This window comes from Nocardia grenadensis NBRC 108939 (assembly GCF_001613445.1).
Taxonomy (GTDB): domain Bacteria; phylum Actinomycetota; class Actinomycetes; order Mycobacteriales; family Mycobacteriaceae; genus Nocardia; species Nocardia grenadensis.
The window spans coordinates 89,982-102,589 of sequence record NZ_BDCJ01000004.1 but is presented as its reverse complement, the minus strand read 5'-3'; the positions used below and the strand labels follow the sequence as shown (position 1 = coordinate 102,589).

The following is a 12,608-nucleotide window of genomic DNA, read 5'->3' as shown; positions in this document are numbered from 1 at the left end:
TCACCGAGACCCCGACCGGCGACCGCGGCCACGCCATCACCATCGCCGGCCGCAACCTCCGGATGATCATCGCGACCGCGACTCAGATATCGACGCCGTGGTCGCGGGCTATCCCGGCCAGTCCGGACGCGTAACCTCGCCCGCTGGCACGGAACCTCCACTCGTCGCCGTGGCGGTAGAGCTCACCGAAGACCATCGCGGTCTCGCAGCAGGCGTCCTCGGTCAGATCGTAGCGGGCGAGTTCGGCGCCGGTGGCGCGGTCGACGATTCGAATGAACGCGTTGCGTACCTGGCCGAACGACTGTTGCCGGGCGTGGGCGTCGTGGATGGAGACGGGGAAGAGGATATTGGTGATCGTCGGTGGTGTGGCCGCGAGGTCGACATTGATCACTTCGTCGTCTCCCTCGCCTTCACCGGTGCGGTTGTCGCCGGTGTGCTCGATGCTGCCCTCGGGGGAGCGCAGGTTGTTGTAGAAGACGAAATGCCGGTCGGAGAGTACTTTTCGATCTGGACCCGTGGCCAGGGCACTGGCGTCGAGATCGAAGTCCGTGCCGGCGGTGGCGCGCACATCCCAGCCCAGCCCGACCGCGACCGCGGTCAGGTTCGGAGCCTGTTCGTACAGCGAGACATTGCCGCCCTCGGCGAGAGCGACGCCCCTGCCGGTTCCTTTCCTTTCGGTACGACCCCCGGTATGGTGCCCGCCGAGAGGAGTCGTGGACGCGGGGATCGGTACCGGATCCGCGGTTCTCACCGCTGCGGTGTCCAGACGTGGCACGGACCGGAACGTCGGTCCGTGACCGGGTTCCGCGGTGCCGTGGAGTGAACCGTGCCGGTGCGATGACGCTCCGGCCGCACTCGCGGGGTGCTCGATTATGTGCGTGCTGTCGCCGCGGTCGAGCGTGTCGGCGATAGAAAGGACTCGGCGTCGCAACTCGATCAGCTCGATCGAGTCCCGGCTCAACCCGAACCCCGCCTCGTGCGCGACGCGTGTGGCGCGCGCGGATTCGGCATTCGCCGACCAAACGGCCCGGCGGAGGTGTTCCGCGGTGGCGGATGGGCCGGGCGGGTCGGGCCGGGCATGTGGTTCCCCCTCACCGATCGTCACGCTTCGACCCTACCGTCGGATCGGTACCGGTACGGCTGCGGCTCGTCACCGGCGTCGCTGCCCGGATATCCGGTTGCTGTCCGGGTTCGGTGTCCGCAGCCGGCTCCGGGCCGAGGGCGGGCCGCAGCTGGTAGGGCACGCTGGCGACGACGACCCCGGGTTCGAAATGCAACCGGGTCTTCAGGCGCAGTGCGCTCTGGTTGTGCAGTAGTTGTTCCCACCAGTGTCCGGCGACGTGCTCGGGGATCACGACGGTCACGACATCGCGCGGGTAACCGCGGCGTAGTCGGCGGATATAGCCGAGGATCGGCCGGGTGATCTCCCGATAGGGGGATTCGACGATCGTCAACGGGATGTCGAAGTGTTGCCGCTCCCATTTGTCGCGGAGCCGCCGGGCTTCGGGTTCGTCGATGGCGACCGACAGTGCGGTGATCCGGTCCGGACGGGTGAGCTTGGCGTACCCGAGGGCGAATACGGTGGGTCGGTTGACCTGGGAGACCAGCACGATCGCATGATTGCGGCTGGGCTGGACGAGTTCGGCGTGCTCGGGCACCGACATCGTCGCACCGACCCGGCGGTAGTGGACATTGATCGCCTTCATCATCGCGTACAGCACCACCATGGCGATGATCGCCAGGTAGGCGCCGCCGGCGAACTTGTAGCGGATAACGATGATCAGGACCAGTCCGGTGGTCACCGCGCCGGTGAGATTGATCAGTTGTGACCGGCGCATACGGGTGCGGGTCACCGGCTCGGAGGTCTGCGCGCGGAGGCGTTGCCAGCGGCGGACCATACCGGTCTGGCTCAGTGTGAACGAGGTGAACACCCCGACGATGTAGAGCTGGATCAATTTGTCGATATTGGCGTCGAAACCGATGATCAGCACGACCGCGAAGCCCGCGAGCAGGAGCACACCGTTGGAATAGACGAGCCGGTCACCGCGGTGGTGCAGCTGCCGTGGCAGGTACCGGTTCCGTGCCAGGATCGAGGCCAGGACCGGGAAACCGTTGAATGCGGTATTGGCGGCAAGGATCAGAATTGCCGCGGTCGAGAGCTGGAAGAGCAGGAACGCTATCGAATTCGCTCCCCATATTCCGGCACCGAGCTGGCTGATCACCGACGGGAAGCCGTCGGGATAGGCCCGGGCATGCATTTTCAATGCCAGAGCGGTGAGCCCGGTGAACATGGCGATGGCCAGCGCACCCATGATCGTCAACGTGGTGGCCGCATTGCGGGCCCTGGGTGGGCGGAAGGACGGAATGCCGTTGCTGATCGCTTCGACACCGGTCAGGGCGGTGCAGCCCGACGCGAATGCCCGCAGCGCCAACAAAACGGTCAGGTATCCGCCGGTCGGTTCGCGCGCGACCAGCTGCTCACCGGCCCCCGACGCGAGGGGGATCCCGACGCCGAACACGTCCCGGGCGGCCGCGGTGGCGAGCAGCAGGAAGACCAGCACAATGAATGCATAGGTCGGAGCGGCGAACGCCTTCCCGCTCTCCTTCACCCCGCGGAGGTTGGCCACGGCCAGCACGATCACACCACCGGCCGCGAGCTCGACCGCATACGGCTGCAGAGCCGGAAACCGTGAGGTGATGGCGAGAACCCCGGCCACCACGGACACGGTCACGGTCATCACGTAGTCGACCAGCAGGGCCGCGGCAGCGGTCAGCGCGGCCTTCTCCCCGAGGTTGTCCATGCTGACCACGAACGCCCCGCCGCCACCGGGATAGGCATGGCACGTCTGCCGGTAGGAGAGCACGACCACCGCCAGCAGTACCCCGACCGCCACCGAGACGGGTGCGGCCAATCCCAGGTAGGTGACGCCGCCGAGACCGACTATCAGCAGGATCTGCTCGGTGGCGTAGGCCACCGACGAGATCGGATCCGAGCAGAACACCGGAAGGGCCAGCCACTTGGGCAGCAATTGCCCCCGCTCGCGTTCGGTACGTAACGCGGGCCCTACCAGCAGTCGCTTGACGACGCCGACAACGGCCACTTCTGAAGCATAGATCCGTGCGGCACCGGCCAATAGAGTCCGAGCGGCTCCAGTTCGCCGGTCCCGCCGCGCCGGCGGAGGGGCGATTCGCCGGGTGCGCCGACCACCTGTCCGCGGGTCCGTTCCGGTACGCCGGGGCCGCACTGCTGCCTGCGCGCGCCGGGTATCTCAGCGGTCGGCGACCGGTTGGCCCCGCCGGACGCTACGCGCGGCCGCGGCCGGGCGAACCGGGGCGAGCGCGTCCAACCGGGTGATCGCCCATTCGGTTTCGAAGCGGATCCCGCGTTCGATCACGGCATCGTCGAATACGGCGAACGGTGAATGGTTCGACGGTGCCGATGCGGGGTCACGGCCGGGTGGGCAGGCGCCGAGCAGGACGAACGCCCCGGGTACGCGGTCGAGGAACCACGAGAAATCCTCGGAGGCCGTGCACGGATGTTCCATCACCTCGACCGCGGAATCTCCGAACAGCCGCCGGGCCGCGGCGATCGCGAAATCGGCCTCGGTATCGGCGCTGACGGTCGGGATCGCGACCTCGGTCAGTTCGGTGTCCGCCTCGACTCCGTGGGTGGCGGCCACACCGTCGGCCACCCGGGTGACGAGGGTCCGCAACCGGGCCGAATCCGCCGCGGTGAACGCGCGGGCCGTACCGCTGAGCTGCGCGGTATCCGGGATGACATTCCCGCTGTGACCAACACTGATCTGGCCGACCGTGGCAACCACGGGGGTCAGCATCCCGAACGTGCGGGTGATCGCCGTCTGGAGCGCGGAAACGAAAGCCGCGGCGGCGACGATCGGGTCCCGGGCGGTCTGCGGTGCCGAACCGTGCCCACCGCTACCCGTGAACGAGACGGTGAACGTAGTCGAACCCGACATCATCGGCCCGCGGCGCATTCCGAAAACTCCGTGCGGTAGATCGTAGGAGAACACGTGCAGGCCCAGCGCGGCATCCACCGGTCGGCCCGCCGCGTCCAGTACGCCTTCCGCCAGCATCGTCAGCGCCCCGCCCCAGTTCTCCTCGCCGGGCTGGAAGACGAAAACCACGTCCCCGGCCAGTTCGGCGCGCCGGGCGGTGAGCCGGTGCGCGGCACCCACCAGCATGGCCATGTGCAGGTCGTGCCCGCAGGCATGCATGGAGCCGTTGCCGGCGGCATAGTCCAACCCGGTCGACTCGGTGACCGGGAGCGCGTCCATATCCGACCGGATCAGGACCACCGGAGCCGGGCCGCCGCGCACCGCGCCGCCACGCAGGACCGCCGTGACCGACGTGGTGGCGGTCCCGGTGGACACCTCGAGGCCGAGTCCGTCCAGCGCGCGCAGGATGCGCGCCCGGGTCCACGGCAGGTCGAGCCCAACCTCCGGGTTGCGGTGCAACTCGCGACGCAACAGGATCGCATCGGCAATCGAAACGGTCATCGGTCACTCCTGTTCGGGGACGATCGGTCCGGTATGGATAGGGTTGGCGGCATGGAGTGGTTCGGACAAGCACGCGACTGGGCCGCCGGGGCACGTGGTCGCCTGTACGCGGCACCCGCCACACCTTTCGATTCCGCGGGCCGGGCACGGCCGGAGTTCGCGGAGAACTATTTCCGTGCGCTCGTCACCGCCGGAGCCGACGGGCTGGCGATCGCCGCGCACACCGGTCGCGGCCCATATCTGCCCGCCGGAGTGCGTACGGAACTGATCGGCGCGGCCCGCCGGGCGGGCGCCGCGACCGTCGCCGGTGCGGTGACCGCCGAGGAGGTCCGGGTGGCGGCGGCGGCCGGTGCCGAAGCAGTGCTGGTGTTCCCGGCACCGGGTGACGCCGGGGCGGTGCGGCGCCACCTCGACCGGCTGTGGGAAGCAGGCGGGTTGCCGCTGATCGGGTTCGACCTCTACACCGCGCCGTATCCCGACGATGTTTTCGCCGCCGTCGTCACCCATCCGGCGGTGGCCGCGGTGAAACTGGCCCGGCTGTCCGACGCGATCGCCTGCCAGGACCGGATCGCGCTGGTCCGTGAGCACGGCAAACTCGCCGTCACCGGCGAAGACCGGATGTTCGGCGCCTCGCTCACCTGGGGTGCCGAGGCCGCGCTCGTCGGGATCGCCGCGGCCGCGGCGGGTATCACGCGCGCGGTACTCGATACCTTCACCGGCAACGATCTGCCCGCGTTCCTGGCGGCCACCCGGCGTCTCGATACCCTCGCGGCGACGACATTCCGGGAGCCGATGGATGGATACGTGCAGCGTATGGCCTGGATCGCCGGAGCCGAGGGATCGCTGCCGGGCGAATTGCTCACCGATCCCTACGCGCCGGCACTCCCGGACGATGAGCGGGAGCAGGTCCTGAGCGTCCACCGGGCGCTCACGACCGTTCAGTTGCCGGTTCGCGCCAACTGAGCCGCCCTGAGCGTGGTCCGCACCACCGCCCGGCTCCGCGCCCATGGCACCGGCGGCGGCGCGCCCTCGGCCATGGCCAGTACCGCCTGCAGACAATCGAGGTAGCCGAGACCGTCCGGATGGTCGAGCGCTACCCGCCGGATCCCGGCCTCGGTGTGTACCACCACCTCGTACCACTCCCCGGTGCCCGCCCCGACGATATCCACGCTCACCGGGATCCCTCCGGCCGCGACGGCGTGCAGCGCGGCGGTGTTCTCCGAGATCGTGACGCTGCCCGGGATACGGGAGGTCACCCCGCCCAACGGTGTGACCTCCCGTTCCAGGACCGAGTCGAGCATTTCCCACGCGTGCAATCCCATCGATACGGCGGTACCGCCCCCGTCGGCCGGATCGTCCTGCCAGCGGCGGGCGGCGGTGGTGAACGCGCCGATGCCGTGCCGCACCGAAACATGCGCGGCAATCGGTTCCTGGCCGGCGAGTTCCGCGGCCAGCGCCCGGATTCCGGGGGCGAATCTGAGCACCGAGCCGGTGCAGAACCGGCCGGACCGGGCGCCGACCGCCGCGTCCAGCGCGGCCAGTCCGGCCATATCGGCCGCCGGAACCTTGTTGAGAAAGCAGGCGATTCCGCGGTCGAGCACCGCCGCCACCACCGGGGCGATCCGGTGTGGCCGCGGCGTCACGATCACGACATCCGGTTTCCGGTCCAGGAGATCTGCCAGGCTCTCGTGCGCGGTCGCCTGCCATTCCCGGGCGAAGTCCGCGCGCCGGGAGTGGTCGTCGGGATCCCAGACGGCCAGCTCGTCCACCCCGAGCGTCCGCGCGTTGCGCGCGTCGCTGAAAGGATGTGAATGGGCCACTCCGGCGAAACCGATGCGCATACGATCTCCCTCACTTCATATCGACGTCCCGCGTCTCCGGACTGAGCACGGCACCCACGACGGTCAGGAGTCCACCGAAACACAGCAGCGCCACCGCCGTGTACGGCAACGGCATGAAGGCCGACAGCCCGCTCTGGATATAGGCGTAGAAGGCGGGAATCACCATGCCGAGCGAATAACCGAGACCGTACCCCGAAGCCCGGACGCCGAGAGTGAACCGCTCGGTGAGGTAGGTGGTCAGACAGCCCCACGGCACACTGATCAGGACCGTCACCGAGATCAGCAGCAGCAGGACCGTGCCGAAACTGTGCACGGTCCCGGAGGCGATGAAGGTGTAGGGCACGGGTGCGACGAACAGGCACAGCAACCCACCCGCGATGAGCATCGGTCGCCGGCCCACCTTCTGCGAGAGCAGACCGCTGCCCATGTACACCGCCACCACGATCGCGTTCGCGATGACGAGCGCCAGCGTAGTGGCATTGGGACTGAGTTCGGCTTCGCTCTTCATCAGGCCGGGCAGGACGGTGGTGAGCATATAGCTGGTGAACCACAGGCCGGTGGTAAGGACGAACACCTGCAGGAAGTCGCGGCCGGACCGGCCCTTGAACAGTTCCAGCAGCGGGGTCTTCACCTTCTCCGACTGCTGCCACTCGTCGCTGTCCTCGACATTGCGCGCGTACCAGATCGCGAAACCGACCGACAGCACCGCGCCCACGAAGAAGGGGATCCGCCAGCCCCACTGCACGTAGGCGGAGTCGATACCCTGGGCCGGCATGATCTGCAGGAGACCGAGGGTGATCAGCGCGATCGAACAGTAGGCAAGCGGGAAGCCGGTGGAGATGATCGCCCCGTTGAGGCCGCGGCGTTCTTTCGCGCTCTGTTCCAGCGCGGTCGGGGTGGCGGAGGTGTATTCACCGCCGAGGAACACTCCGTCGATGAAGCGCAGCGCGATCAGTAGGATCACGGCGAGGATGCCGATCTGCTGATAGCCGGGCAGCAGGCCGATCGCCATGGTGGTCACACCGAAACCGGTTACCGAGACGACAGTGATCCGGCGCCGCCCGAATTTATCGGCCAGATGTCCGAACAGCATCGCGCCCAGTGGTCGGCCGATCAGGGTCGCGGCGAACACCGACCCGTTGATGAGGGCGGTGGTCCCCGCCGATACCCCGGTGGCCTGGAAGTACACCGAGGCCGGGGCGAGCACGATCACCGGGAGATAGATATCGAAGAGGTCGACGTAGAAGCCGAGCCAGGCCCCGAACACCGCCTTCTTCGCCCGGCTGCCCTTCTCGGCACCCGGTAACGCGGGCGCCTCGACTGCGGTCGATCTCATGACATCCATCCTTCTGATCCGGCGGCGATGAAGCCGTCCTCGGCGCGCAACCATTCGTACGCGTCGGAGATTCGGGTGAGTTCGGCGGCCTGGCCGTCGGAAAGGCCTTCGTCGGGGTCGAGACACCAGGTGCCCGCGAGCAGTCCCTGGCGCCGGAGCACTTCGTGTACCCCCGCGATCACCCCGGCGAAGTCGTTGCGCACATCGAACACCGCGGCATTGGCGTCGGTGACCGCCGCCGCCAGCGACAGCGCCCGGGTGCGCGCCTGCGCGTCGCCCGCCCAGGCCCGCGCGACGAGTTCGTGCAGTTGTACCGCGGCCCGGGTCCACACCGCCCAGTGACCGAGCAGACCACCGACGAAACGCCGGGACACCGGCCCGTCCGGACCGGGCAGCTCGTAGGGGGTCAGCAGGTCGGCGACGATATTGTCGTCGTTGCCGGTGTAGAGCGCGACCTGATCACCGCGCCCGGAGTCGACGATGCCCTGAACCAATTCGAGAGTGCGGTAGCGGTCGAACGGGGCCGCCTTCACCGCAATGGTGGAATCCTGGTCGGCCAGTCGCCGCCAGTACTCCCGCGGCAGGTAGCGGCCGCCCACCGCTTCCTGGAGATAGAACCCGATCACCGGCAGGACCTCGCCGACCGCGGCGGAGCGGTCGAGCAGATACTCGAGGTCCCGGTCGGCGAGGCCGCCGGGGGAGACGAGTACCGCGCCGTACCCGAGTGCACGGGCCAGTTCCGCCTCGGCCACGGCCTGGCCGGTGGGTCCGGCGACACCGGCGATGCGCAGGAAGGGGCGGTCGGCGGCTCGCGCGTCGAGTTCGGCCGCCGCGAGTTCCAGGACGGGCCGGAGCAGACCGATCTCGGGGCGGCGGATCTCGAACTGCGTGGTATGTACGCCGACCGCGATCCCACCGGCACCCGCGTCGACGTAGTAGCGGGTGAGCGCGCGCTGACGACGTTCGTCGAGGTGGCGGGTGCTGTCGAGAGCGAGCGGGTGCGCCGGGATGACGGTGCCCCGGTGCAGCAACGCGTGCTCGGCCGCGGATAACTGTCCGCGCATCAGAACTTCCCGTCGCGTCGCTCGAATTTGGTGGGCTTGTTCCACAGCTGTCCGCCCGCCCCGATCCAGGCGGCCTGCATCCGGATCAGTTCGCCCAGGGTGCGGTCGGGATAGCCGAAGAGGGTGTGGCATCTGGTGGCATTGCTGAGCAGGCTCGTCTCTCCTTCCACGCCGGTGAAGACCGGTGTGACGCCGAGTTCTTCGCCGAGCCGGGTGGCGATACCGCGCACCGAAGCGGTTTCCGGACCGGTCAGGTTGAGCAGGAAGGGGCTCGTGTCGGCGTGACCGAGAGTGCGCAGGACGACTTCGTTGGTGTAGCGCTGCCACACCACGTTCACGGCGCCGATCGACAGGTCGACCGGCTCACCCGCGTGTACCCGGCGCGCGATATCGGAGACCACGCCGTAGCGCGGTTCGCACGCGTAGTTCAGCCGGACCAGCGCGACACGGGTGCCCCGGGTGCGGGCGCCATGGGTGAAGACCTGTTCCCGGCCGCGGCACGTGATGGCGTACTCGCCGACCGGTCCGGTTTCGTCGGTTTCCACCGGACCACCCGTCATCGGAGAGCTCAGCGGATAGACATTGCCGGTCGACAGCGCGGTGATCCGGGAGTGTGCGTACCGGCGCGCGACATAGGCGGGCAGCACGGTGTTGGTCATCCAGGCTTCGTCGGTATTGGTGGAGGTCCCGAATTTCGCGCCCACCAGGAAGACCACGTTGCTCGCGTCCGGAAGCGCGTCCACCGCCGCCGGATCCGATAAATCGGTCGTGACCGTATCTATTCCGGTCGCTTCGATACGCGCCCTGGACCCCTCATCGGTCCAGCGCGACGCGGCCAGCACCCGCACCTCCTTGCGTCCCGCCTCGTCCAAGGCGCGACGTGCCATGGTGGCGACACCGGTTCCTATTTTTCCGCCCGCACCCAGGACGATCACATCGCCCTCCCATGTGGCGGCTTCCGCGACCAGCCCCGCACCCGGCCGGCCGAGCTCCCGCTCGAGCTCCTTCTCATCCGCGAACATCAATCGGCCCTTCTTCGGATGGACTATTTCGGTCAGGACCGTAATAATGGGCGACTGTGGGGGAAAGTGCAATAGGAAGGAGTCGCCGGACCGTGACCGTGAGCGTGTTCGACCTGTTCTCGATCGGTATCGGGCCGTCGAGTTCACACACCGTGGGCCCCATGCGGGCCGCGGGTATGTTCGTCGCCGGACTCGGGACGACCACGGACCTGACGCGAATCCGCCGGGTCCGCGTCCTGCTGTGCGGTTCCCTCGGCGCGACCGGCCGCGGGCACGGATCGGATTCCGCGGTGATCGCCGGCCTCCACGGCGCCGATCCGGAAACCGTCGACCCCTGGCAACCGGCCCGGCTGCACGCGGCGGTCACCGCGACCGGCCTGCTCGGCCTGCCCGGCGGGCATACGATCCCGTTCACCGAGGCGGATCTGGTACTCGACGGTTCGATCCGGCACCCCGGCCATCCCAATGCCGTGATATTCACCGCCGACCTCGTCGACGGCACCCGACGCGAGCGGACCTACTTCTCGATCGGGGGTGGATTCGTCACCGATGCCGCGGCCCCGCCCGAGTCGCCGGACGAGGTCGTGGTGCCCCACCCGTTCCGGTCCGGTGCCGAACTGTTCGCCCGCACGGCCGAAACCGGCCTGCCCGTCAGCGCTCTCGTGCTGGCCAACGAACGAGCGCTGCGGCCGGACGCCGATATCGTCGCGGGCCTGGACCGCATCTGGTCGGCCATGCGCGACTGTGTGGCCGCGGGCCTGCGCACCGAGGGGCGGCTCCCCGGGCCGATGGCCGTCCGCCGCCGCGCCCCGGACCTGGCCCGCCGGCTCGCCACATCCGGCGCCGGTGCCGACCCCCTGCACCGACTGGACTGGGTGAACGCCTATGCCATGGCCGTGAACGAGGAGAACGCCGCCGGGGGCCGCGTCGTCACCGCCCCCACCAACGGCGCGGCCGGTATCGTCCCCGCGGTACTGCACTACTACGACCGCTTCGACCCGGGCGCCGATGCGGCGGGGATCCGGCGTTTCCTGCTGACCGCTGCGGCGATCGGTGCGCTGTACAAGGGGAATGCCTCGATCTCCGGCGCCGAGGTCGGCTGTCAGGGGGAGGTCGGGTCGGCGTGCTCCATGGCCGCCGGCGCCCTGTGTGAGGTGCTCGGCGGTACGCCGGCTCAGGTCGAGAACGCCGCCGAGATCGCGATGGAACACAATCTCGGACTCACCTGCGATCCGGTCGGCGGATTCGTCCAGATCCCGTGTATCGAACGCAACGCGGTCGGGGCCGTCCAGGCCATCAATGCCGCGCGGATCGCCCTGGCCGGTGACGGTACACATCGGGTCAGCCTGGACACTGTCATCGAGACAATGCGCGAAACTGGAGCGGACATGCAGTCCAAGTACAAGGAAACATCGATGGGGGGCCTCGCCGTCAATGTCGTCGAATGCTGAGCACGCCTACCGGATCGGCGTGGTCGGACCGTCGGATCTGGTTTCCCTGGTCAAACGTGTTGCCGCACTGGAATTCACCGATCATCGCGTCGTACCGCTGACCTACCGCAACGAGGCGCAGGCGGTGGAGGTGATCTCGGCCCGCCCCGACGTGGACGCCCTGCTGTTCACCGGTGTCATCCCCTACACACTCGCCCACGCCGCCGGGGTGCTCACCGAACCGGCCGCCTATATCGACTACACCGGAGCGACTCTCTACGGCGCCCTGGTGGAGCTGATGTCGGCCGGGCACGATCCGGCCCGTATCTCCATCGATACGCTGGCCCGCCCGCTGGTGGTCGAGAGCCTGTCCCATGTCGGGATCGCCACCGCCGATATCGCCACCGCCGAGTATCGCCGGGGTACCGATGTGCGGCGCTTCGCGCAGTTCCATCGCGACCACGCCCGCACCCGGCCGGGCGCGGTCGCCATCACCTGTGTCCGGTCGGTGTACGACCTGATTCGCGACGACGTCTACACGATCCGCCTGGCCCCCGCGATCGCCTCCGTGCGCACCGCGCTCGAAACGGTGACCATGGAACTCGCGGGCCGGATCTCCTCCGATGCCCAGGTCGTCCTCGGCGTGATCGAACTACCCGAGCCGGACGACCGGCTCGCCGTCGATATCCGCGCGCTGGCCGGCAGCCTGTTCCCGGTCGGCCCGGCAAGCTATGTACTGGTCAGCACCCGTGGTGTGCTGGCCCAGCACACCTGCGACTGGACGGTCATGCCGCTGCTCGAACAACTCGCGCAACGGCACCACTGGGTGCGGATCGGGCTCGGTGTGGGCCGATCCGCCGCCGACGCCGAGGCACTGGCCCGGCGGGCGGTCGAACGATGCCGTACCGCGGGCCCGTTCACCGCGATCGTATCGGTGGGTTCCGGCCGCGACTTCGTGATCACCGAGACCGAGTCCGATCCCACCCGGGCCGAGGAACCGGTGAGCCTGCACGTCGCCGCCCACCGGGCCGGGCTGTCCCGGGCGACACTGGTCAAACTCGAGGCCGCCGTCGCCGCCCACCCCGGCGGCGAGGTCACCGCGGCGGATATCGCCACCGCCCTGGGCATCGAACGCCGTTCGGCGCGCCGGACATTGAAACAGCTCGAACGGTCGGGTCTGGCGCAACCGGTCGGCACCGTCGGCAGTGGCGCCGGGCGTCCGGCCGTGCGTTACGCGGTGCGCCTGGAGTCGTAACGGCGCGCCCGGATCCGATCCTGTTCTCTGCCGAGGTGGGGGAGGACGGCCCGGCGTTGCTCGAGTCGGGCGACACCAGTTCGACAGCGTCGCGCGATCGCGGCGGAGCCTTGGATCGCACGCCGCCCAACTCGTCTCGGTTA

The 12,608-nt window shown here is 68.7% G+C and carries 10 protein-coding genes; 3 read left to right on the top strand and 7 right to left on the bottom strand.

Annotation, left to right across the window (positions count from 1 at the left end):
* Nucleotides 1–82 precede the first annotated feature (82 nt).
* From NGR01S_RS05460 to NGR01S_RS05450, 3 genes are all read right to left on the bottom strand, one after another.
* Nucleotides 83–775, bottom strand: a complete 693-nt coding sequence (locus NGR01S_RS05460) for a TerD family protein (RefSeq protein WP_281179713.1) — start codon at nt 773–775, stop codon at nt 83–85.
* Nucleotides 776–1,091: 316 nt separating this feature from the next.
* Nucleotides 1,092–3,101: an APC family permease gene (locus NGR01S_RS05455; RefSeq protein WP_063035082.1), complete on the bottom strand. Its 2,010-nt coding sequence runs from the start codon at nt 3,099–3,101 to the stop codon at nt 1,092–1,094.
* A gap of 168 nt (nt 3,102–3,269) precedes the next feature.
* Nucleotides 3,270–4,517, bottom strand: coding sequence for a M20 metallopeptidase family protein (locus NGR01S_RS05450; RefSeq protein WP_063035081.1), 1,248 nt, complete (start codon nt 4,515–4,517; stop codon nt 3,270–3,272).
* Between the two features lie 51 nt (nt 4,518–4,568).
* Here NGR01S_RS05450 and NGR01S_RS05445 point away from each other — a divergent pair, with 51 nt between their 5' ends.
* The gene (locus tag NGR01S_RS05445) at nt 4,569–5,480 is read left to right on the top strand and encodes a dihydrodipicolinate synthase family protein (RefSeq protein ID WP_063035080.1); all 912 of its coding nucleotides are present in this window, start codon (nt 4,569–4,571) and stop codon (nt 5,478–5,480) included.
* Here NGR01S_RS05445 and NGR01S_RS05440 read toward each other — a convergent pair.
* Genes NGR01S_RS05440 through NGR01S_RS05425 form a run of 4 tightly spaced genes read right to left on the bottom strand, consistent with a single transcriptional unit; the run spans nt 5,456 to nt 9,783 of the window.
* On the bottom strand, nt 5,456–6,358 hold the full coding sequence (locus NGR01S_RS05440; RefSeq protein WP_063035079.1) for a Gfo/Idh/MocA family protein: 903 nt from the start codon (nt 6,356–6,358) through the stop codon (nt 5,456–5,458). The two genes, NGR01S_RS05445 and NGR01S_RS05440, sit on opposite strands and share 25 nt — an antisense overlap.
* Nucleotides 6,359–6,368: 10 nt before the next feature.
* Nucleotides 6,369–7,694, bottom strand: a complete 1,326-nt coding sequence (locus NGR01S_RS05435; protein WP_063035078.1) for an MFS transporter — start codon at nt 7,692–7,694, stop codon at nt 6,369–6,371.
* Nucleotides 7,691–8,758, bottom strand: a complete 1,068-nt coding sequence (locus NGR01S_RS05430; RefSeq protein WP_063035077.1) for a dihydrodipicolinate synthase family protein — start codon at nt 8,756–8,758, stop codon at nt 7,691–7,693. The genes NGR01S_RS05435 and NGR01S_RS05430 overlap by 4 nt, the downstream gene beginning before the upstream one ends.
* Nucleotides 8,758–9,783, bottom strand: a complete 1,026-nt coding sequence (locus tag NGR01S_RS05425) for an NAD-dependent epimerase/dehydratase family protein (RefSeq protein WP_218020734.1) — start codon at nt 9,781–9,783, stop codon at nt 8,758–8,760. Before NGR01S_RS05425 ends, NGR01S_RS05430 begins: the two co-directional genes overlap by 1 nt.
* Nucleotides 9,784–9,872: 89 nt before the next feature.
* Between NGR01S_RS05425 and NGR01S_RS05420 the strand changes: the two genes are divergently transcribed.
* Both NGR01S_RS05420 and NGR01S_RS05415 read left to right on the top strand, forming a co-directional pair.
* Complete coding sequence (locus tag NGR01S_RS05420) at nt 9,873–11,231, top strand: L-serine ammonia-lyase (protein ID WP_063035075.1); 1,359 nt, start codon at nt 9,873–9,875, stop codon at nt 11,229–11,231.
* Nucleotides 11,215–12,465 carry a response regulator gene (locus tag NGR01S_RS05415; RefSeq protein WP_063035074.1) on the top strand — a complete coding sequence of 417 codons (1,251 nt, stop codon included), beginning with the start codon at nt 11,215–11,217 and terminating at the stop codon, nt 12,463–12,465. Before NGR01S_RS05420 ends, NGR01S_RS05415 begins: the two co-directional genes overlap by 17 nt.
* Nucleotides 12,466–12,608 lie beyond the last annotated feature (143 nt).

Coding starts and splice junctions, on each gene's coding strand:
- NGR01S_RS05450 (WP_063035081.1), bottom strand. CDS start 4,517: ATGACCGTTTCGATTGCCGATGCGATCCTGTTGCGTCGCGAGTTGCAC.
- NGR01S_RS05445 (WP_063035080.1), top strand. CDS start 4,569: ATGGAGTGGTTCGGACAAGCACGCGACTGGGCCGCCGGGGCACGTGGT.
- NGR01S_RS05440 (WP_063035079.1), bottom strand. CDS start 6,358: ATGCGCATCGGTTTCGCCGGAGTGGCCCATTCACATCCTTTCAGCGAC.
- NGR01S_RS05435 (WP_063035078.1), bottom strand. CDS start 7,694: ATGAGATCGACCGCAGTCGAGGCGCCCGCGTTACCGGGTGCCGAGAAG.
- NGR01S_RS05430 (WP_063035077.1), bottom strand. CDS start 8,758: ATGCGCGGACAGTTATCCGCGGCCGAGCACGCGTTGCTGCACCGGGGC.
- NGR01S_RS05415 (WP_063035074.1), top strand. CDS start 11,215: ATGTCGTCGAATGCTGAGCACGCCTACCGGATCGGCGTGGTCGGACCG.